15 protein-coding genes are annotated in these 20,976 nt (G+C 65.5%); 4 read left to right on the plus strand and 11 right to left on the minus strand.

Annotated elements, in window-relative coordinates:
• Positions 1 to 11: 11 nt before the first annotated feature.
• The 3 genes from BLV04_RS18565 to BLV04_RS18575 form a co-directional block, all read right to left on the minus strand.
• Positions 12 to 776: an LOG family protein gene (locus BLV04_RS18565; protein WP_093035778.1), complete on the minus strand. Its 765-nt coding sequence runs from the start codon at positions 774 to 776 to the stop codon at positions 12 to 14.
• A 65-nt stretch (positions 777 to 841) separates the two neighbouring features.
• Positions 842 to 1,177: a putative quinol monooxygenase gene (locus tag BLV04_RS18570; protein WP_093035781.1), complete on the minus strand. Its 336-nt coding sequence runs from the start codon at positions 1,175 to 1,177 to the stop codon at positions 842 to 844.
• 427 nt (positions 1,178 to 1,604) lie between these two features.
• Positions 1,605 to 3,281 (minus strand): sigma 54-interacting transcriptional regulator, encoded by a 1,677-nt coding sequence (locus tag BLV04_RS18575; protein ID WP_093035784.1) that lies wholly within the window; start codon positions 3,279 to 3,281, stop codon positions 1,605 to 1,607.
• A gap of 485 nt (positions 3,282 to 3,766) precedes the next feature.
• On the opposite strand from BLV04_RS18575, the gene BLV04_RS18580 reads away from it, so the two are divergent.
• The 4 genes from BLV04_RS18580 (at position 3,767) to BLV04_RS18595 (ending at position 11,150) form a co-directional block, all read left to right on the plus strand.
• The gene (locus BLV04_RS18580; protein ID WP_093035787.1) at positions 3,767 to 5,488 is read left to right on the plus strand and encodes a mechanosensitive ion channel family protein; all 1,722 of its coding nucleotides are present in this window, start codon (positions 3,767 to 3,769) and stop codon (positions 5,486 to 5,488) included.
• Positions 5,489 to 5,508: 20 nt separating this feature from the next.
• Positions 5,509 to 6,438 (plus strand): transporter, encoded by a 930-nt coding sequence (locus BLV04_RS18585; protein WP_093035790.1) that lies wholly within the window; start codon positions 5,509 to 5,511, stop codon positions 6,436 to 6,438.
• Positions 6,439 to 6,641: 203 nt separating this feature from the next.
• Positions 6,642 to 7,931, plus strand: a complete 1,290-nt coding sequence (locus tag BLV04_RS18590) for a peptidase MATCAP family protein (protein WP_093035793.1) — start codon at positions 6,642 to 6,644, stop codon at positions 7,929 to 7,931.
• Between the two features lie 42 nt (positions 7,932 to 7,973).
• Entirely contained in the window at positions 7,974 to 11,150 is a 3,177-nt protein-coding gene (locus BLV04_RS18595; RefSeq protein WP_093035795.1) for an AsmA family protein, read from the plus strand.
• Between the two features lie 262 nt (positions 11,151 to 11,412).
• On the opposite strand, the gene BLV04_RS18600 is transcribed toward BLV04_RS18595, so the two are convergent.
• The 8 genes from BLV04_RS18600 to BLV04_RS18635 all read right to left on the minus strand — a co-directional run bounded on the left by BLV04_RS18600 (position 11,413) and on the right by BLV04_RS18635 (position 20,651).
• The gene (locus tag BLV04_RS18600) at positions 11,413 to 12,096 is read right to left on the minus strand and encodes a MarC family protein (protein ID WP_245731946.1); all 684 of its coding nucleotides are present in this window, start codon (positions 12,094 to 12,096) and stop codon (positions 11,413 to 11,415) included.
• Positions 12,097 to 12,268: 172 nt separating this feature from the next.
• Complete coding sequence (locus BLV04_RS18605; protein ID WP_093035802.1) at positions 12,269 to 12,886, minus strand: hypothetical protein; 618 nt, start codon at positions 12,884 to 12,886, stop codon at positions 12,269 to 12,271.
• A 168-nt stretch (positions 12,887 to 13,054) separates the two neighbouring features.
• The gene (gene gad / locus BLV04_RS18610; RefSeq protein ID WP_217633736.1) at positions 13,055 to 14,488 is read right to left on the minus strand and encodes a glutamate decarboxylase; all 1,434 of its coding nucleotides are present in this window, start codon (positions 14,486 to 14,488) and stop codon (positions 13,055 to 13,057) included.
• 126 nt (positions 14,489 to 14,614) lie between these two features.
• The gene (locus BLV04_RS18615) at positions 14,615 to 15,937 is read right to left on the minus strand and encodes a TolC family protein (protein WP_217633737.1); all 1,323 of its coding nucleotides are present in this window, start codon (positions 15,935 to 15,937) and stop codon (positions 14,615 to 14,617) included.
• A gap of 206 nt (positions 15,938 to 16,143) precedes the next feature.
• Positions 16,144 to 18,075, minus strand: a complete 1,932-nt coding sequence (locus BLV04_RS18620) for an FUSC family protein (RefSeq protein WP_093035808.1) — start codon at positions 18,073 to 18,075, stop codon at positions 16,144 to 16,146.
• The gene (gene mdtN / locus BLV04_RS18625) at positions 18,041 to 19,108 is read right to left on the minus strand and encodes a multidrug transporter subunit MdtN (protein WP_093035811.1); all 1,068 of its coding nucleotides are present in this window, start codon (positions 19,106 to 19,108) and stop codon (positions 18,041 to 18,043) included. The genes BLV04_RS18620 and mdtN overlap by 35 nt, the downstream gene beginning before the upstream one ends.
• Positions 19,109 to 19,111: 3 nt before the next feature.
• Positions 19,112 to 19,375, minus strand: a complete 264-nt coding sequence (locus BLV04_RS18630; protein WP_217633738.1) for a YtcA family lipoprotein — start codon at positions 19,373 to 19,375, stop codon at positions 19,112 to 19,114.
• Between the two features lie 172 nt (positions 19,376 to 19,547).
• Positions 19,548 to 20,651 (minus strand): linear amide C-N hydrolase, encoded by a 1,104-nt coding sequence (locus BLV04_RS18635; protein ID WP_093035814.1) that lies wholly within the window; start codon positions 20,649 to 20,651, stop codon positions 19,548 to 19,550.
• Positions 20,652 to 20,976 lie beyond the last annotated feature (325 nt).

Raw genomic sequence — 20,976 nt, forward strand, 5'->3', positions numbered from 1 at the left:
GAATGATCGGTTTACAGGGCGGAGTCGTCCCGATTTGAGTCGCTGCGCGGCGGTGTGATGTTCTTCTGCCAGTGGGCGTGCTCCCCCTCGAGGAGAGCAATGGCCTCGTCCACGGTCTTGACGCAGCGGGGAATGGTCATGTCCTCCGGGTTGGCCAGCTCGGAGCCCGAGCGCAGCATGTGGCGCGTCGCCCATTCAACCAGCTCGAACCACATCTCTCCGACGAAGATCAGCGGGGTGTCGCGCAGATGTCGGACCTGCAGGAGTTGCCAGACCAGCATGGATTCGAGGACGGTGCCGATACCGCCCGGCACCACGACATAGGCATCGGAGACGATCACGAAGTGGTGCAGTCGGCTGAAGAAGGTCTGATGCTCGTAGGCCTCCTGGACGAACGGGTTCACCTCCTGCTCGAAGGGAAGGTCCACGCGGATGCCGACGCTCTGCGCGCGCTCGACGGAATCCTGCGACCGTGCACCCTCGTTGGCCGCCTGCATCAGGCCGGGACCGCCGCCGGTCACGATGTCGCAGCCCATCTCCGCCAAGGCGCTTGACAGGCGCTTCACCTCGTCGTAGGCCAAATGACCGGGCTTGATCCGTGCCGAGCCGAAGATCGTGACCCGATAGTGCTCGCGCTTGGAGGGCCGTAGTCGGGTCAGATTGTTGACGATGCCCCAGAGCCCGAATACGGTGTCGACGATGATCTTCTTGACGCCTTCCTCGTCGTTCAAGGCGACTGTTTCGCGGCGTTGCTCGGTTGCTGTCGCTGTGTTCATCCCACTTCCCCCTTTTGTTTCCGTCAACGCCCCCGCCGGGTGCGAGGCCATTGGCCAGCGGCCGGCTATAACAGCCCTTGCTCCCGCCGCGCAGCCTCGATGACCTCGATGCCGGCGCGCTGCCCCACGCAGTCGATGTGCACCGCCGGCGGCTCCGCCGACATCTCGATCGCTGCAACCAGGGTCTTGAAGGCGCTCGATGTCAGATGCCGGTCCAACGCCGCCTGGGTCACCCACTCTTCCACCAAGGTGAAGGCGTCGGGATCTTCAACGTCAAGGTAGAGCCGGCAGTTCACACAACCCGGCACGACGCGGGTCGGCTCGAGCAGCGCCCCGACGCTTTTCAGGAAATCGGCGCGTTGCAATGGCGGAACACAGACGCTTACAGAGAACACGATCATCGGCGATAGCCCTCGCGATCGGAGTGCGCCGAAGAAATTAGCAATTAACCCGCCAACTCTGAAAGCCCGATCGACCGCTCGGGACTGAAATCAAGTCAATCGCTTCGCGACCTGCGTCGCCCGAGACGCTCCGCGACTCCGAGACCGCAACGCGGGATTTCGGAGTTTCCACGATTTCTCGGAGCGACGCTGCCGTGGCCTCTGCTCCCTGCGATGCCGGAGCAGCATTGACCCGGACTAAACCGCATCAAGAGTGAAAAGCGTCGTTTTCATCTTGGGTCGGGCTCAAGGATTATTCCGGCCTTTGCGGAGACGCGGTTTAGAATTTAATGTTTTTTAATGTCTTAAACCGCGCCGACTCAAACGGTCGTTGAGTCTGTCGGGGCTGTTCCCATCCTAAGGCATCGCAGACCGCACCGGGCGCGGTTTAACCGGACGTCGGGCGTTTCAGACCCAACCGCTTCATACGCGACTCCAACGTCGTGGGCTTGATGCCGAGGCGCTCCGCGGCCCCGCCGGGGCCACGGATGCGCCAGCCCGTCTGCTGAAGCGACTGGAGGATCTGCTCGCGCTCCCGGTCCTTCAGCGCGCCTGCGGACGCCGTCTCGGCCACCTCGTCGCGCCTGATCCGCATTGCCGGCGACAGCGCAGCGCCAAGCGCGACATGCAACGTCGAGCCGCGGGCGAGGATCATCGCCCGCTCGATCAGGTTACGCAGCTCGCGCACATTGCCCGGCCAGGCGTAGGCCATCAGCGCGTCCATGGAATCCGGGGCGATGTGCTCGATCGACTTGCCCATGGACTCGCCGAGCTCCCTGACGAACTCCCAGGCGAGCAGCGGGATGTCCTCGGGGCGCTCGCGCAACGGCGGCACCGCGACCGGAAAGACATTGAGCCGATAATAGAGGTCATCACGAAAGCGACCCTCGGCGACGGCGCGGGCGAGGTCGCGGTTGGTGGCCGCGATGACGCGGATCTTGACCTTGATGGTTCGGGTTCCGCCCACGCGCTCGAAGCTGCCGTCCTGGAGCACACGCAACAGCTTCGTTTGAAGCTCGAGGGGCAGCTCGCCCACCTCGTCGAGGAAGATGGTCGAGCCGTCCGCGAGCTCGAAGCGACCCATCTGTCGCGCCAGAGCCCCCGTGTAGGCACCCTTCTCGCGACCGAACAGCTCGGCCTCGATCAACGACGCCGGCAGTGCGGCGCAGTTGACCTTGATCATCGGGCGTTCGCCGCGCTGGCTGAGGTGGTGGATGGCGTCGGCCAAGACCTCCTTACCGGTGCCTGTTTCACCGAGCAGCAGGACCGTGGCGTTGGTCGGTGCCACCTGGGCGATCTCCTCCAGAACCCGGTTGAAGCGCGGGGAACGGCTGCTCGGCAGTCGGCCGCAGCCGGTTCGGCTGGACTGGCGCAGGCACTGATTCTCGGCTTCCAGGCGTTCCTTCAGGTGCGTGATCTCCGCCAGCGCGGTCGCCAGCGCAGCCTCCCGACGGCTGCGCGCCACGGCTTGGGCGAGCACCTCGCCGACGAGCTTGAGCCGAAGGATCAGATCCTCCGGCCAGGCGCGCGTCCGATGAAAGGCGCTGAAGGCGATGGCGCCGACCACTCGCCCGCCGACCCGCAGCGGAATCGCCAGATTGGACTTGAGTCCGGCACGCTCGCAGTAGTGGATTTCCGCCACGGCCTCGGGCGGGAAGTCGGCCGGGATGTCGGCAAGCGCGACGACCCGCCCGGCGCGCAGCTCGCCGAAATACCAGGTCAACGGCGGGGCCGGACCCGGTGCAATGGCCTCGATGCTCTCCTTGCTCACCGAGCAGAGGACCTGGAACGGCCGTTCGGCGTCGCTGACCTCCGCGAAGCTGCAGCGGTCGAACCCGAGGAAGTCCGTCAGTCGGTCCAAGGCGTGCCTAAGCTGGTCGATCACTTGATCCGCCGGCAGGTCCGCGAAGCGCGCCGACAGATCGCCCAGAAGGCGCTCGAAGGCCAGGCGCTCCGCGAGCGAGAGTTCCGTTGCAGCGACGCCTTTACCCGGCTCGCCGCCTGGTCGGGCACCCTCCGACGCGCCGGCTTCTTGGTCGAATCTGGCTTCGGATGCCTCGGGCATCAGCCCGTTTCTCGGTAGCGTTTGGGGATTGATGTCTGACACGTCGATTTCTCTGCGGTTGCAGGCGCCCCCGGCAAGAATTCTCGCCGATGATTCAGCGAGCGAGTGTAAACGAAAAGACGGCAGTAGCCTCTTGCCCTAGCGAGCCAAGGCATTGAGATCCGGGCCTTCGAGACGCTGACTGTGGCGGATCTCGCTGATCGGGTTGATCAAGCCGCCCCAGCTCGTCCCGACTTCTCCCGAGCGTCATCGCGGGCCAGGCCGATGAGACGCGGCTCCCGAGATCTGGTTCGACCAGGTCGTGATGGCTTAGACTGATCGAGAAGAGCCGTGAGGGTTCCGGGCGGGGCTTCCGGACCGCTCATGCGAAACCTCGGCGCTTCGACGCTTTCGCCGGCCGACGGCGTCGGGGCGCGTGGATCCCTTGCCCGAGAGAACACAGTGAAGTCGGGCCTTTTCATCCTCGATCCGTTGGAACCTGCGCCATGCGACCCTCCCTGATGAACCGGTGTCAGCCGAGCCGCATGTGCCGGCTCGTTTGTATCTGGATCCTGGCCTCGGGAACGGCGTCGGCAGCCGTCCCCCCGTCCGCCCCCGAGCCTGTTCCTGCGTCCATTTCCGAGTCCGGTCGGATCGAGGTCAGCCAAGGCGAGCCCGCGAGTCTGACCTTCTGGAATCGAGAGATCGCGATCCTGCGAGCCGGAATCGACGGGATCTCCCCGGCCGATCGGGTGCGGCGTATCCAGGGCAAGATCGCCGATGTGCTGGAGGGGAACCCGGGGGAGAGGGTAGAGGCCATTCGGTCGACCTTCGCGAATCTCACCGGTTTCTGGGTGCGGATCGACGGTCATCCGGTCTTCGGGCTGGTTCCCGAGGATGCGGACGGGTTGACCGGCGAAACCGTCGAGGAGCAGGTGCGGCGGGCGGTCGATGTGCTCCAGGAGGCGCTGGATGCGCGGCGCCAGCAGCGCAGCCTGCCTCTGATTCTCGAAGGAGTCGCGCTGGCGACTGCAGCTACCCTGATCCTCGCGGTGCTCCTGTGGGGCGTGGTCAAGCTCGAGGGCCGTGCCATGCGGCGCCGGCTCCGAACGGGGGCGCGCTCGGACGAGTCGGTCTCGAGCCAGCGGGCGCCGATCAGAGTGGCCGGACTCGATCTGGAACCCATGCTGAAGGGTATCGAGCGCACCGCGATCAAGGCGACTGGCTTCGGTCTAGCGGCGATCCTGGTTTATCTCTGGCTGACCTTTATCTTCGGCAGATTCCCCTTTTCACGGCCATGGGGCGAGGGACTCGCCGAGTTCATGCTCGACCTGCTCGCGACTTTCGCCGACGGGGCACTTCAAGCGCTTCCGGGGTTCTTCACCGTGCTGGTGATCTTCGTCCTGACCCGGATCATCGTTCGGGTGGTCGACGGATTCTTTCGGACCGTCGAGCGCGGCGCCATGGCCGTCTCCTGGCTTGAAGCGGACACGGCCAGGGCGACCCGGCGTCTCACCGTGACGCTGATCTGGGTCTTTGCGGTGACTGTCGCCTATCCCTATATCCCGGGCTCGGATTCGCAGGCATTCAAGGGCATCAGCGTACTGGTGGGTCTGATGGTCTCGCTCGGCTCGGCCGGTTTGATCAATCAGGTGATGAGCGGACTGGTCATCGCCTACAGCCGGGCGCTCAAGGTCGGCGAGCTCGTCGCGGTCGGCAATACGCTGGGGACGGTGAGCGAGGTCGGGATGCTCTCCACCAAGGTGATCACGCCCAAGCGCGAGACCGTGACCGTGCCGAACGCGGTGCTGGTGGGCTCGCCGATCACCAACTATTCGCGCCTGGCCGACGAACGCGGCGCCGTCGTCGGGACCAAGGTCACGATCGGCTACGACACCCCATGGCGTCAGGTCCATGCCATGCTGACGCTCGCCGCCGAGCGCACCTCCCTCGTCCGCAAAGAGCCCGCGCCCTTCGTCCTGCAGCGCACGCTCGCCGATTTCTATCCGGAATACGAGCTGATCGTGCACATCGATCGCCCGGAGCAGCGGTTCTTCGCGCTGTCGGAGCTGCACGGCCACATCCAGGATGTCTTCAACGAGTACGGCGTGCAGATCATGTCCCCGAACTTCGAGGCCCAGCCCGGGCAGAAGGTTTGGGTGCCCAAGGAGGATTGGTTTGCGGCGCCTGCGGCGCCGGAGGCCCGGACCGAGCTTCGAGAGCTTTGAGTCATCGTGACTGGAGTCGTATGGCCCGCTTAACCGTCCCTCTTGTTCTGTTCGGGGCTCTGATCGCGTTGCTGCTCGTTGGTCGGGTGACGTCGGTGCAGGCCCAGGATATCGAGCCGCGGGCCTTCTCGAATGCGCCGATCGGCGTGAATTTCCTGATTGCGGGGTATGGCTACACCCGCGGCGGACTGGCGTTCGACAGCTCGGTACCCGTCACCGACCCGCAGCTCGAGACATCCAGCGCAGTCCTCGGCTACGCGCGGGTGATCGATCTTTGGGGGCAATCCGGGAAGGTCGATGTCATGGTGCCCTATAGCTGGCTGTCCGGGACGGCCGAGTCGGCAGGACAGCCGATCGAGCGCATCGTGGACGGCTTCGCCGATCCGCGGTTCCGTCTGTCGGTCAACCTCCTGGGCGCGCCCGCCCTGACGCTCGAGGAGTTTCGGGACTACAAACAGGACCTCATCGTCGGAGCCAGTCTTCAGGTCTCGGCACCCTGGGGCCAATACGACAACAGCCGCGTGGTGAACCTCGGCACCAATCGCTGGTGGTTCAAGCCCGAGATCGGCGTCTCGAAGGCCGTCGGTCCCTGGACCTTCGAGCTTGCGGGCGCGGTGACCCTCTACACGGAGAACCAAGACTTCCTCAACGGCGGCACCCGCGCGCAGGAGCCGCTCTACTCGTTGCAGGGACATGTGATCCGCGGTTTCCGCTCGGGCGTCTGGGCTTCACTCGACGTGACACACTTCACCGGCGGGCGCACGACCATCAACGACACGCTCAACAACGACCTCCAGCGTAACTGGCGCCTCGGCGGGACGCTGGCGCTGCCCGTCGATGCGCACAACTCCATCAAGCTCTACGCGAGCTCGGGGGTCGCCGCCCGCACCGGGAACAATTTCGACCTGATCGGCATCGCCTGGCAATACCGCTGGGGCGGGGGGCTTTGACCTCGGCCGACGGCTGGTGCTCAGGCGTTTCGCCGTGCGAATCGCCCGGGTGAATGTTGCTTGGCCTCGGCGATGTTGTATTGACTCATGCGGGGATCCCGGTCGGTGACTTGTTGGTCATTTTCGATGATTTGACAGAAGCACCCGGACGCGACTTCAATCCCGAACGACTCGATCCCGAGTGATCCCCAGGAATTCCCCCGATGAGCGATGCCACCCAGCGCGAGCATGACCGCATCAAGACCGTTGCCCGGCTGCTGCATGAGGGCTGCCGACCCTTACGAGTTCTGAGCGCTCTGGCTTGGCCGCCCGAGGTGAAGGCCGCCTTTCTGGCGAGCGGCGGGCAGACCTTGCCCGAGGTCGGCTATACGCCCTTCGATCCGACCCCGACCATCGAGGCGGTGCGCGAGGCTCGGTGTCTGATCGTTCCCGTCACCACCATCGATCTCTGGCTCGAGCGGCAGGCCCAGTCCATCGAGCAAGCGGCCCGGATGCTCGCGGCGGTCGGCACCTCGGGTTTCTTCGAGCATGGTCGCCTGCTCTACGGCGAGCCGAGTGCCCCCTTGCGCTATCTGCCGGTCAAGCCGCTGGAGCTGGCTCATCAGGTCCAGGAGACCATCGCCCAGCTGAGCCGCATCCATTTCGACATTGCACCGCCGGCCTATCACTCGGCAGCCGAGGTCGCCGAGCGGCTTGAGGTTGCCGTCAAGGAGCACTTCGGCGACCAAGCCCCACGCATCGACCTGGTCGATCAGCTCTCCGCCAATGCATTGGCCACCTCCAAGGCGATTCGGATCCGCCGCGACGCCCGCTTCACCGATCGCGACTACATCCAACTGCTGCATCACGAGGCCCATGTCCATGTCGCGACCTCGATCAACGGCAAGGCCCAAGTCGATCTGCCGATCCTAGCCGACGGGCATCCGGGCACTACGCGCACCCAAGAGGGACTCGCCGTCTATGCCGAGCTGATCAGTGGCTCGATCGAGCTCGACCGGCTGCGTCGGCTGGCCGATCGGGTCATCGCCATCCAGATGGCCATCGAGGGGGCGGACTTCATCGAGGTCTATCGCTACTTCCTGGAGCAGACCGACCAGCCCGATCAGTCTTTCGAGAGCGCGCGCCGGGTCTTTCGCGGCGGGCTCATCACGGGCGGTGCCCCCTTTACCAAAGACGTTGTCTACCTGACCGGTCTGCTGTCGATCGATTACGTCATCCGCGCCTGTTTCGCCGCGGGGCGCGCCGACTGCCTGCATCTCATGTTCTGCGGCAAGCTAGACCTCTTCGCGCTCCCAGCCCTTTGCGAGCTTTACGAAATGGGTCTTTGCCGGGCGCCGCGCTTTCTCCCGCCCTGGATCAGCGACCCGCGCCATCTGCTCGCGATGCTGACCTTCACGGTCTTCGCCAACCGCCTGGATATCGAGCCGCTGGTCGCAGTCGTGACCAAGCTGCTCGACAGCGCGCCTGTGGTGCGGATGCCTTCGGCTTCCTGATCGCGATGACGGCGCCTTGAGCGAGGACGTCGGGCAGCGCCGATGACAGCGGTCCGTATCGCCTTATGGGCACTAGTGCTGGTCCTGGCTGCGATCGGCATTGTGATGGCGTCTCTACCCGTTTACCTGGAAGCCCACAAGGATGTGCTCGCCGGGGCTGCGAGCCGCGCCCTGGGTCGGTCGGTACGGATCGAGGGTGCAGTTGGAGTGGCTTGGTTGCCTCGTCCCTCGCTCGTCCTGAAGGATATCGAGATCGCCGGGGCCGAAGGCTCTGCGGCACCCGGGCCCTGGCATGCCGGGCGCTTGGAGGGCGATCTCGACCTTGCGGCCCTGTTCCACCGGCAGCTTCGGATCGGACGGATCCAGGTGCAGGACGCCGTCATTCAGCTCGATCCTGATCAGCTTGCGGGCTGGGCTCCGAGCGACCCACCGAGCAGCCGGGGCGGCTTCCGGATCACCGTCGATTCGGTTCGTCTGGTGGAATCGACGCTCGCTCTCCAAACGGCGTCGGATCCTCCCCTGAGCTTTCGGATCGACCGCCTGGATCTGACTGGACTCGATGGCTCAAACCCGGGTCCGAGTCTGGACTTGGCGGGCGAGATCGGCGTGTCGGGTACCCTCGTGGGATTCTCCGTTCTTGCCGGACCCGTAGACGAGTCAGCTTCTTCCCGCTGGCCCTTCACACTCCGGATGCAGGTTGCCGACGCCAGTCTGGAAGCCTCGGGCAGCACGGGTGCGCCCTTCGACTTCGCGCAGATCGAGGCCCGGGTCGACCTCGCCGTGCCGGATCTGCAAGCGCTTCAGCCACTGCTCCCGACCTATACGCTTCCGGCGGCGGGCGGATTGCGCATGTCGGGACGGCTGCTTCGCGGCGATGACGGACTTGCGCTCGATCGGATCGAGGGATTCCTCGACGCCTCCGAGCCCTTGGGTCGAATCACCCTCACCGACGGAGCAGCCCGACAAGCGGCGAACGGGCTGACAGGCCGGCTCGAGGGTCAACTCCGGCAAACCCCGTTTAGGCTTGAGCTGGGATTCGCCGGTTTGGAGGAGGGGCAGCCGTTCAATCCACTCGAGGCCGGATCCGGACGGCTGCAGCTCCTTGCCACCCTTGGCGACGCCCGACTTCTTGGCGATCTCTCCCTGACGCTGGGCGGGCCGAGGCCGAGCATCGAAGGTAGTCTGAACATCGAGAAGCTCGATCTGCGTGCCCCGGGCAGTTTCAATCGGTTCACCGCGACAACCGACGGGGCACGCATCTGGCTGGATCGCCCCATCCCGGTCGAGCGTCTGCGTGACCTGGACCTGAATCTCGCGCTGCGGATCGATGGTCTGGAGACCGAGGCTCTGAAGATCGAGCGGCTCGCAACCCGGGCCACACTCGACGACGGGCGCTTCCGCCTGGGGTCCCTTGAGGTCGTGCTGCCCGGAATCACCCTCACGGGCGACGCGACGCTAGACGCTCGACAGGCTCGACCGGCCTGGACGGGGGACCTGAAGGCCGAGCGAATCCTCTTGCCCGAGGCGCTCGCCTTCTTGCCCTTGGCGAAACCGCCCGGCGGGCACCTCGACCGGGCATCCCTGACCGCCAAGGCACAGGGGACGACCGCGCGGGCACTGATCGCGTCGTTGAGCGGCGAGCTCGGCGCCAAGGAGGCGCAGTTCCGTTCGCCTGCGGTAGACAAGCAGGCCCCGACGCCCATCATGCTCACCAAACCTCGCCTGACCCTCGAGCCCGGCAGATCCGTCAGGCTGCAAATGGCACTCGCGGCAGCCGCGGAGCAGTTTGATCTGGATCTCACCGGCGGTCGACTCGCCGATCTGCTGCCGAAGGGCGGGGGTTGGCCGAAGATCGATGTCCTGGCCAAGCGGCGTTCCAAGGCGCAAGTCGCGAAGATCCGCGGGCATGTCGGGCCACTCGACGCCCTGCTGGCCGGGCGCGATCTGAACCTCGATCTGTCGCTCGAACAACCCGGGCTCACGATCGGCGCGAAGGGACGGCTAGCCCGCTTCGACGCGCTGCGGGGCAGCACGTTGGACGTCAAGGCCGCGATCCAAGACCTCTCCGTTCTGGGTAATCTCGCCGGCGGTCCGCTCGGTAAAGGACTCGCCTCCGGGTTCCCGGCCGGTCCGCCGCTGACGGCTTCCGCCCATCTCCGGGGTCTCGACCGGGGTCTGGAGCTGCGCGCTTTCAAGGCGGTGAGCGGGGACAGCGACCTCGCCGGGGACCTGACGATCCGCCCCGGTCCCACGCCCCGGATAGAGGCGACACTCAGCGCGCAGCGACTGGATCTAACGCCGTACCTCGGCACAGCATCTCCGACAGCGGGTAGCGCTCGCTCGACGCCCGCGCAGCTTCCGGCACCCGAGCTGCTGCGGATGCTCGACGGGACGCTGCGCCTGAAGATCGGCCACCTCAAGGCGGGTGACCTCGGGCTCGACCTCCTCGACCTGGACGCCGCCTTGGATTCCGGCCACCTCCAAGCCTCGATCGCCACCGGGGCAGACCGTCTTGGTGCCGAGATCGACCTGCGCCCGGATCGAGCCGGATGGCGATTCGACATCCGAGCCAAGGGGAATCTGGACTTGGCGCACCTGCTCGAAGCGAAGGACGCCAATGCACTGTCCCATATCCAGACTGCGCTGGACACGCGACTCACCGGCGTCGCAACCGCGTGGAACGACCTGCTCTGGAACGCCGACGGCCACCTGGAGCTGTCGCTGGGGGCAGGGCGGTTACACAAAAATGCAGCTGAAGTGCTGCCGCTCGGCGGACTTCTCTTTACCCTATTGGACGTGCTGAACCCACTCGCGCTCGACCTCGACAGCCGCGTGCATTACAACGAGCTGCAATGCGCCGTCCTCCAATTCGATCTCGCCGAGGGTATTGCGACCAGCACCCGCGGCCTGGCGGTCCAGACCAAGACGCTCAATGCCATCGGCGGCGGCGCGCTCAATCTGCGTACGGAGGCCATCGAGCTTCGCTTCAAGACCGCCAAGCGACGCGGCATCGGGCTCAGCCTCCTCGGCATCGCCGACCGATTCGTCTACGTCAAGGGCACGCTCCGAAAACCGCGAGCCGGCATCGACCCCGCGGCGCTTCTGACCCACGGTGGTGCCGCCTGGGCCACGACCGGAATCAGCCTCCTCGCCGACCAGCTCGTCCGCAGGCTCACCAGCGGGACAAATCCCTGTGATGTCGTAAGGACAAAACGCTAGGGCTCGAGGGGCGCAGTCTGTCGGGAGGTCGGGGGTGGTCCGCGGGCTGCTGCGATGCGTCCTCCTGATGTGTTCCGGCGGGGAGGACCGTGGCGGTACCGCGGGAGATCCTTGGTCTGAACGGTATGCGGTCGACTCAGGCGGAAGGAGCATGCGGTCGAGAAGATGGCGGGATATGGAATGACCGAGCTATTGAACCTGACACCTTTCCTGATACCGAGTGAATTCGTCGGTCGGCGGGCATTCGTGGTCTTCGATGCAGTCACCCTGCCGCTGCGGCGAAAATTGCGGTTCCGAGGGGTGTGCCGGCGAGTAATTCCGCAAATCCCCTGACCAACATCTGTATCGCGAGCGCGACCAGCACGATACCGGAGAACCGGGCAAGCGCGTCTTGCGCCCCGGCAGAGAGTCGACCGGTGACCGGACCCGCAACCAAGAACGTCACCGCCACCACCGGCACCATCGTTAACACGACGGCGCTCAGCACCGCTTGATCCGCAAGCGCCGGGTATTGGTCACTGGAGGCAATCGCAACCGCAATGGTCCCGCCCCCGATCGTGATCGGGAACAGCAGCGGCACCACCGCGAGCTCTCGCCAGTTCACGTCGCCGGCCGCCGCGCGCACCAGATCCTCGGACTCCGCGACCTTGGACTCCGGAGTCTTCGCACCGCGGGTCATCAACGGCAGCCCCTGGTACAGCAGTGCCGCGCCGCCCGTCGCGGTCAAGGCCCCGGTGGAAATACCCAGAAACATCAAAAGCCAGCGCCCGAGCCAGATCGCCAGCAGCAGAACGATTGCATAATTGCGCGCAATCTCCCAGGCCAGCTGTCGGTGGACCTCCGGCGGCGCATAGCGTAGGAAGGCTGCAGCTGTGCCGAGCGTGGCAGGCGGACTAAACATCGCAAGCAACGTCACGAAGACGACAATGACTTCGGTCCAGGTCATGGTTATGGTCATAGAACCTCTGCCGGCCTGAACCGCGTCCGGAGCGAGATGCTCATTTTCGAGTGAGCTCGACGTTTGGTGCATCCACAACCCTTAGCGGAGACGCGGTTAAAATTCACTTTCGTGCCTACGCCGCCGAACGGCTGTTCGCATCTGATCATCGGCACAAAGATTATCCTCTGAATCGCTTCCTTGGAGGCAACGATACCGACTTGTCGGCATCCGCATCGAACAGCTCCGGGATCATCAGGTAGCTGGCGAGGAAGAAGCACAGGGCGCCGACGAAGGTCCATAGATTTGCATCCCGGGTCCAGCCTGCATCGGGCGGCGGCGGGAAGAACCCATACAGGGCGGAGACCTGGAAGGCGACGGAACCGGCCACGTTGATCACGACCACCCACCAGGTGACTTGGCGCGGCTCGAACGACCACCATCCATGCGAGATCTCCATCAATGCCAAGTAACTGGCCGCCAGAAAGCAGATGCTCCCGGTCATATCCGGGGTCCAGATCAGCACATCCTCTTCCACCCAACCGAGTCCCGCGAGCAACGCGTCGCCGGTATTGAGGTTGAACAACAAGGTGCCCCCAAACTGGATCAGACTGGAAAGATAACCGGCGTTGTGCGGTTTCCACGCCCACCAGCGCCAAGCCGGGCGATGACCGGCCGGACCCGTTCCCAGATCGGCGATATCCCCGTTGATCGCCTCGAGCAGTTGCAGACCGGCAGCAGCGGTAAAGAACAACGAACCGACAAAAAACACGACACCGATGACGGATGCCGTGGTCATTTCCGACTTCAGCGCCTGCGGCCAGTTGGCAGCAAAGCCGCCGTAGGCAAAGCAGGTGGACCTGATTCGAGGGCACCGAGTCTCCTAAACCGCGCCGGCTCCGACAGTCGTCGGAGCCGGCGCGGCCAAGCCACTCCAACACATGACGCATACCGCACCGGGCGCGGTTTAATGATGGAAACCCGATGCCTCTTTGCTCGTGAGCGACTCCTGGATCGGATGCGCTTCGATATGATCCAAGGCCGCCTTCATGTGATCGATGAGGAGCGTGCACAGGTCGCGGCTTACGCCGTTGCGCACCAGGATCCTCTGGATGGCTTGGTCCTGACAATTCGACGGCAAGGTATAGGCCGGCACCTGCCAGCCGCGCACCCGGAGCCGGTCGGCGAGATCGAACAGGGTGAAGCCCGGATCGGTGCTCTCCGCGAGCTTCCAAGCAACCGCCGGGATGCCGCGTGCCATGTCGCCGCCGAAGACGATCTCGAACGGCCCCATCTTCGAGATCTCCTCGGCTAGATATTCAGCGCTGCGATAGCAGGCGGTATGGACCTTACGGTAGCCCTCCCGCCCGAGGCGGAGGAAGTTGTAGTACTGGCAAACGATCTGCCCGCCGGGCCGCGAAAAGTTCAGCGCGATGTCGCGCATGTTGCCGCCGAGATAGTTCACCCAAAACACCATGCTCTCGGGCAGGTCCTGCTCTTCGCGCCACAGCACCCAACCGACACCGAGCGGGGCGAGGCCGAACTTATGCCCCGAGGCGTTGATCGAGCGAACCCTCGGCAGGCGGAAGTCCCACTCCAGCTCGGGTGCGCAGAACGGGGCGAGGAAACCACCGCTGGCGCCGTCGACGTGGATCGGGATGTCCAGACCGGTATCGGCCTGCAGCCTGTCCAGCGCGTCGCTGATCAGCTTCACCGGCTCGTATTCTCCGGTGAAGGTTACGCCCAGTGTCGGCACCACGCCGATGGTGTTCTCGTCGCAGCGGCTCAGGACCTCTTCGGGCGTCATCAGGAGCCGCCCCTTGTCCATCGGGATCTCGCGGTGCTCGATATCCCAGTAGCGGGTGAATTTGTGCCAGCAGATCTGGACCGGCCCGGTGATCAGATTAGGCTTGTCGGTGCGCTTGCCCGCGGCCCGGCGACGCATCTCCCAGCGGCGCTTCATGGCCAGTCCGCCCAACATCGCGGCCTCGCTGGAGCCGGTGGTGGAGCATCCGACCGCCTGCTCGCCGGCAGGTGCATTCCAAAGATCGGCGAGCATCCGCACGCAGCGCGATTCGATCTCGGCCGTCTGCGGATATTCGTCCTTGTCGATCATGTTCTTATCGATGCAGGCATCCATCAGCCGATGGATCTCGGGCTCTTCCCAGGTCTGGCAGAAGGTCGCGAGGTTTTGACGCGAATTCCCGTCGAGCATCAGCTCGTCGCGGACCGCAGCATAAATGCGTCGCGGATCACGCTCGCTATAGGGGAAGGTCGACTTCGGGAGGCCCGTAGCGAGCTCGCTTGAACCGTAGGTCTCGTCGTTGGCGTTTTCCCCTTCGTCGGCCATCGGATTCCGGTCGTCGAGACCGGTTTGCGTGCGAGCGTCTTGTTTCGGCATCGTTGAATACTCCTCTGCTATGGAAAAGGGGCACATCGAAACCCCATCACGCTATCGGCGGCAATGCGGAACCTTCTTCGGCAGCACGGGAAGGTCGATCACCTCGGAATCACACGCGTCCGCACATCAGGGCAGACGCTCGCGCGAGGTCAGCGAGCCGACGACAAAGGCGAGGTTTACCGCGCCGACCAGCGCGGCCGCATGCGCCTCTACCTGGGCGTCGCGCGCGTCGAGAAGCGCGGTGTCGGCCTCTGTCGCCGCATCGACCGTACCGACGCCATTGCGGTAAGCCGCGAAGGCGGCATCGTAAGTGGTCGAGGCGGCACCGACGAGCGCCGTGGCCGCGCGATGCGATTCGAGCGCGGTGCGCAGCGCGTTGCGCGCCGCAACGATTTCGGTCACCGCAGCGGTCTGCACCCGTTGAAACTCATCCGCGGCCATCTTGGCCCGGGATTCGGCGTCCCTGACCTGAGCGTCCCGCAGACCGGCGGCGTAGAGCGGTACGGTCACCCCGATCAACAGGCCGGTGCCCGAGCCCTGCTGGCCGATCGAGGGCAGGCCGGAAACATCGAAGTCCCCCGAGCCCGAAGCGATGTTGCCGCCGGCATAGACCTTGGGAAGATAGTCCGCCTGTGCAGCTTTGATTCCGGCCTTGCTCGCTTGCATCGCCGCGTAGCTTGCCGCGACGTCGGGCCGCTGCGACAGCGCCAGTTGGATCGTCGTGTCCAGCGATGCGGAGGCCGGTGCCGGGAGCGGCCGGCGCGCGGCGCTCACCGCATCGACCTTCAAATCGGCGTTCACACCCACGGCGGCGAGCAGGTTCCGGTAGGCATCGCGCTCCTCCCCGTCGGCTTGCACCCGACGGAACTCGGCCTGCGCCACGGCTTGGCGCGCCTGTGCCGTCTCCACGCTGGTGGCGAGACCCTGGGTCCGGCGCGCCTCGACAGCGGTCCGAACCGCTTCGGCGTTTCGCAACGCCGCTTCGGCAAAGCCGCGTCGCTGGATCGCGGCACCATAGACGTAGTAAGCCTGCGACACGTCGAAGATGAGCTTTTGATGCGTGCCGTTGAAGAGGACGTTCGCCGCAATCGCCGCGTGCTTAGCCGCGGCTGCGACGGCCCGGCGCTGGCCGAAGTCAAACAGCAGCCACTGCAGCGCGAGGATCCGGGCCGTACCCTCTTGGGTGGTCTCGACACTGAGGCTTTCACCCAGCACCTCCGGCAGCGGCGTTGCAACCTCCTGATACCCGCCGATCACACTCGCGGTGATGACGGGCAGGTAGGTCGCCTCTACCATGCCGACCGCGAGCGCCGCCTGCCGAGCCTGCTGCCAGGCAACTCGGGTCGCCGGGTTCGTCCGCTGTGCGAGATCGATGAGCTCGGGCAGGCTGTAGACGCGGGCCGGATCGATCCCCTTGGGCGCTGCGAGCTGCGCGCGTGCGGAATCCACGGGGATACGGAAATCCGCAGCCCCGCCCTCCGACGCGGGCCGACCCTCGCGTGCAAGGCTCCACACGACTGTCTCCTCGTCGCCCCGCGGTGTCCAGGGCTGGTCGGCCGAAGTCGAGGTCATGTGCGCGGCGTTGGAGGCGCAGCCAGCCAACGCCAGAGCGAGAACGCCAGCCCCGACGCCGCGCGGCAAGGCATGGCGGACCTTCATCCTGCGTCTCCCCGGAGTCGATCGAGTGGGCGGGTGAATGGGCCGGCGATCGGCGCTGGAGCGGCAGGCCGAGCCGGCGATGCCGAAGGACCGGAGCCCTGGTGGGGTTCGGATTCTCCGGCGGGTCCGCGAAATCGTTCCGCAAGATTCTCGAGCCGCTCGGCGGTGTGCTCGAGGTCAGCATCACGACTCAACCAGATGGTGCGATTGAGCGCCTCGATCTCGGTGACCGCGCTATGGAGCGCCGTCTCGCGCGCGGGCGTCGGCCGCAACCCACGGGGCTCGAAAACCAGCAAGCGCAGCGCCTCCTCTGCTTTTCCGGCCAGCGCTTCGACCGCGGCCGCGCTGCTCACGGCGTTCGGTCGACGTGCGGGTGCAAGCCGCGCCATCCGGGCCAGTCCCGAGAGGGCTCGCGCGAAAAATGTGCGGACCTCGCCCTCGACGGGCGCCGGCCAGATCCGCGTAAAGATCAGATAGACCACGAGATTGCCGAGCAGAATGCCGACGATCCGCCCCTGCGCCGTGTCCAGACCGACACTCGGACCGAAGCCCTGCAGCACCGTCAGCAGGAACGCGAGCGCAACCTGCACACCGGCGTAGGCGATGCGCTCGGGGCCTGTCGAAACCCAGGCGCCGACGAGGCAGCCGAGAAACACGAGGACCATCAGCGCGCCGATCCCGTCGATCCGGGGAATGACCCAGAAGATCGCCGCGACCCCGAGCGCCGCTCCGATCATGCACCCGGTGATGCGCAACGCGAGCTTATGCACGGTCTCGCCGGTGGTGCCGAGCGCGGCGACATAGCAGGTGATCATCGCCGTATGGATCCCCTGCCAGTCGATCGCCGTATAGATGAGAAAGCAGATCACCGCCGCCGCCGTGGTCTTGAGTGCAAAGCGGGTGTAGGCGGGATTGGTCAGCGCATCCGGGGCGACGAAGGGCGTCTTGGGCGCCGGCACGACCTCGGGCTCGGGTGCTCCGGCGAGCACGCCCAGTGCGTCCCATGCCGCCCGCTCGGCTGAACCGGCGTTTGCGGGGGGATCAGGTGGCATCGGCGGGGCCTCGCCCGCGCCGAGCGCTGCGTGGGCCGCACGGATGTGCTCCGCAAGCGCGGCACGACGGATCGGGTCGAGATCCTTGGGAAGCGCCGATACCGCGAGCATCAGTGCAAAGCCCGCCCGGACATCGGCCGCGATTTGCCGTGCGGCCGCGCGCGGAACGAACCGCAGCACCCGTGCAGCCAGCGCTTGCGGGTCGAAGGGCGCGTTCCCTTCGCGCAGCAGCTCGCGCAACCGCGCCGGATCACCCGTCTCCAGCGCCTGTCCAGCGGCTGCAAGCCGGGCTCGGAGCTTGTCGCGCAACAGCGCGACGGGCGAAAAACCGAGCAGGAGATTGAAGCCGACCATCAGGATCATCGGCAGCGCGGCCATCGCCCACGCCTCGCGCAAAGCGAAGGTCGCGACGTCGCCGAACGGCGCCTGGACGATCAAGGTCAGCACGAAGGCGATGATCAGTGCCGCCACGCCGCCGTGCTCGCCGAGCTGAGTCGCCGCGCCGAGGTAAAGCAACAGGCAGGAGGTGACGACGATCGCCGCCATGATGTGCATGGTCGAGCCGCTGGTCAGGTTCACGATCCAGACGAGGAAGGCGATGAGTCCGGGCAGCAGCACCAGGAAGCCGATGCCGGTGCCGATGTTCACCACCGCGTCGGGCTTCATCAGAAAGATGACCAAATAGCAGCTGATCGCCGCCTCGGGGATCTCGAACATCATGGCGGCGCCGGTCACCAGCGCGCACAGCAGTGCGATCCGCCATGTCAAACCGGCCCGGCCGGGGAAGGGTTGCAGGTCCTCCAGCGCCTGGCGCCAGCGCGACGGCGGCGCTTCGACAGCGTCACTCGGGTGCGCCGTTGTCACAGTCTTCGCCATGCCGCACCACCGCAACGGCCGACGCGCCCAATCGCATCAGCGGCGCGGGTGGGTTCTCGAGCCTGATCCGCACCGGGAAGCGCTGAACGATGCGGACCCAGTCGAGCGATTTCGGAACATAGGGAACGCCGCTGGGCAGGTTCACCAGATCCTCGGAGAGGACGCCCCAGCCGATGCTTTCGACCCTCCCGAGGACGGGCCGCGAGCGATCGGCCAGCACATAGACGGCCGCGCAGTCGCCGATCGCGATGCGGGAAAGCTCGGTCTCCGGGAAGGTTGCCGCGGCGTACCAGTGCTCGGTGTCGATCAGCGTGAACAGCGCCTGACCGGGTGCGACGATCTCGCCGGTCGAGACGGTCAAGCCGACCACCAACCCATCGTGGGGCGCACGCACCTGCGTCGCCGCAAGATCGCGCTCGGCGATGGCGAGTGCCGCGCGTCGGGCGGCGACCAGCGCATCCGAAGCCTCGAGCGTGGTGACCAGCGCGTTTGCGGCGTCGGCCTGGCGCAGCGCTTGATCAAGGCTGGATTGTGCGTCGTCGCGTGCGGTTCGGGCATCGTCGACCTGCTGCGCGGTGACATACCCCTTCGGCGCCAGGGGCAGGAGCCGGGCGAGCGTTGCTTCGGCGAGCGCGAGGTTGGTGCGGGCGCGCTGAACCTGCTCGGCGGCGACGGCCGCGTTCGACTGCTCGGCCGAGATCGTCCGACGTTGAGCGTCGCGCGTCGCCTCGGCGAGCCGCAGATCCGCCGTGACCTGCGCCACGGCGAGCCTGTAGGGCTCGGGATCCAGCCCGAAGAGCAGCTCGCCCTCGGCAACACGCTGGTTGTCGGCCACGGCGATGGTCACGACCCGTCCGGCGATGGTGGCGGCGACGTTCACGACGCTCGCTGTCAGCACGGCATCCTCGGACATGGGATTGTTCGCGGCGCGCTGAACGTACAACCACCCCGACAACACCGCTCCGATGACGATCGCCAATGCAATGACGATTCCGACGACACTGTACTTGCGCGCATAGGCAGACGTGGCCATGCGCTAGCGTCCAAATGCGGTTGCAGCAACAGCAAAGGCGATCAGGCAGGCGAGCGCAATATACACGAGCGTCCGGAACGGGATCCCTTCGTCGATTCCCAAGCGGATCAGGAGGATCCGCACGAGCACGGAGCCAAGAACGCCAAGAGCGGCGCAGAACAGCCAGTAGGGGAAATAGGCGCCGTAGAACGGCAGCGCTGGGCTCACCGTGTATCCGCAGCCTTGCAGCCCGAGCAAGAGGGTGGCAAGGAGAAGGATCCGCCTCACGACCGTGCCTCCGTGCATTCGGCGCCAAGCGTATCTTTAGGGACTGCGCTGACCGGAAAGCGCGAGAAGCTCGGCATTGCCGCCGGTCGCGCAGGCGAGCACATCCGCAGCCGGCGCGAGACGCCGCGTCCGACTCCTGGCTGCATCGCGTTCTCTCCGACCCGCGTGGGCTTCACGCTGACTTCAGCGTCGCTGTACCGTCTGCCGGATCGCCGCTAAACCGCCGAAACGGCAACACCAGCGGCTTGCCTGCTCCGGCGAGAGCCGCGAGGTCGAAGCGGGTGTAGTTGCAGCTGTCGTACGTCCGTAGAAAAAAGAGTTTGCGCTCCAGATCGGAGATGCTCGTCCAGCAGGTGAACTCGGTGGCAGCGCTACCGCCCGGCCCGTCCAGACCCTTCACCTCGAGATGGCTGCCTCCGGCCTCGGGAAGATCGATCGTCACCCCGCGCGGCCGGTCGAAATTGTTCATGACATGGGCAAGCGTCGTCACGGCCCTGTCGGGCGTGTCTGCCTTCTCGGTGTACTGGGCGTAGAACGCGGCTCGCACGAAGCGCCCGACCGAGGTGTTGGAAGCCGGCAAGCCCGAGGTCGCGACACCCGAATCCGGCTGAGCCGCCACGTAATCGCCGAAGGTCGCCGTCGGCCGATCAACGTTGCTGAGAAACGTGTAGTTGTCGAGATTCGTCAAATGCCAGTCGAAGCGAGGCGCGTTGGTCATCACCCGCACGGGATTGTCGTAGACCGACATCTGGCCCTTATGAAACTCGATGACGAACGAGGCGCCGGTGGCGTCGTTCACCAGATAATGGAAGGGAGACACCACGCCGCCCAGCATCGCGAGGGCCTCCAGCATCACCGGCTGCACGGCGAGCGCCGCTTTGACTTCTGCAACCGAGCCGAACAGCCCCAGTGCCCAGAGCCCGAGATCGGAAGCCGAAAGCACCGGAGTCTGGCTCGGGATCGGCGCCTCGGCCCCGGCAGCCATCGGATAGGACAGCAGACTGAAGGTCAGACCTTGATCGTTCAGCCCCTCCAGAACCTTGAGATCCGCCACACCGATGGGGTCGTCCTTGGTCGGGATCCGCACCGGCATCGCAATGGCCAGCACACCGTAGCGGGTCGTGAAGCTCACGGGCGGATGATCCGCGACTTGCGAGCGCATTGCGTAGCCCGCGGGGAACCAGGCGATCCGATAGGGCAGATCGACCGTGAGCTCGAGCGTCCGCCCGAAATAGGACCTTTCGGCCGCGTCACGATAGACGAGCGATGTACACATGACGATCTCCTTTCTGTCTCGACGTCGGTGCCGTCGCCGACTTCGCGCCCGAAATCCAACGTACGCCCCGACGCAATCGACGCGCCGGCTGCCCGCCTCGTTCATGGATGCAAGACCCGGGGAGTCGCAAAGACCCCGCGCGCGCTTTGCATCCTCGATCAAAAGGGTGACGAGATCATAGCTGATGCGGCAACGAACGAGAACACTCGACCTCCGCTCGACCGCGACGGGGTCGAGCGGAGGACGACTCGAATCGAGCTACTGCGCAGTCGCTCGGACGATCGACGCCCGAGACTTAATCGGCGCGCTCCGCGACACGCAAGTC

This window comes from Thiocapsa roseopersicina, from assembly GCF_900106925.1.
GTDB lineage: Bacteria > Pseudomonadota > Gammaproteobacteria > Chromatiales > Chromatiaceae > Thiocapsa > Thiocapsa roseopersicina.

What these genes read in the sequence shown, in the direction of transcription:
- BLV04_RS18570 (WP_093035781.1), bottom strand. Translation starts at nt 1,177, where the DNA reads ATGATCGTGTTCTCTGTAAGCGTCTGTGTTCCGCCATTGCAACGCGCC.
- BLV04_RS18635 (WP_093035814.1), bottom strand. Translation starts at nt 20,651, where the DNA reads ATGTGTACATCGCTCGTCTATCGTGACGCGGCCGAAAGGTCCTATTTC.
- BLV04_RS18600 (WP_245731946.1), bottom strand. Translation starts at nt 12,096, where the DNA reads ATGACCTGGACCGAAGTCATTGTCGTCTTCGTGACGTTGCTTGCGATG.
- BLV04_RS18580 (WP_093035787.1), top strand. Translation starts at nt 3,767, where the DNA reads ATGCGACCCTCCCTGATGAACCGGTGTCAGCCGAGCCGCATGTGCCGG.
- BLV04_RS18595 (WP_093035795.1), top strand. Translation starts at nt 7,974, where the DNA reads ATGACAGCGGTCCGTATCGCCTTATGGGCACTAGTGCTGGTCCTGGCT.
- BLV04_RS18590 (WP_093035793.1), top strand. Translation starts at nt 6,642, where the DNA reads ATGAGCGATGCCACCCAGCGCGAGCATGACCGCATCAAGACCGTTGCC.
- BLV04_RS18585 (WP_093035790.1), top strand. Translation starts at nt 5,509, where the DNA reads ATGGCCCGCTTAACCGTCCCTCTTGTTCTGTTCGGGGCTCTGATCGCG.
- BLV04_RS18605 (WP_093035802.1), bottom strand. Translation starts at nt 12,886, where the DNA reads ATGACCACGGCATCCGTCATCGGTGTCGTGTTTTTTGTCGGTTCGTTG.
- gad (WP_217633736.1), bottom strand. Translation starts at nt 14,488, where the DNA reads ATGCCGAAACAAGACGCTCGCACGCAAACCGGTCTCGACGACCGGAAT.
- BLV04_RS18565 (WP_093035778.1), bottom strand. Translation starts at nt 776, where the DNA reads ATGAACACAGCGACAGCAACCGAGCAACGCCGCGAAACAGTCGCCTTG.
- BLV04_RS18575 (WP_093035784.1), bottom strand. Translation starts at nt 3,281, where the DNA reads ATGCCCGAGGCATCCGAAGCCAGATTCGACCAAGAAGCCGGCGCGTCG.
- BLV04_RS18620 (WP_093035808.1), bottom strand. Translation starts at nt 18,075, where the DNA reads ATGGCGAAGACTGTGACAACGGCGCACCCGAGTGACGCTGTCGAAGCG.
- mdtN (WP_093035811.1), bottom strand. Translation starts at nt 19,108, where the DNA reads ATGGCCACGTCTGCCTATGCGCGCAAGTACAGTGTCGTCGGAATCGTC.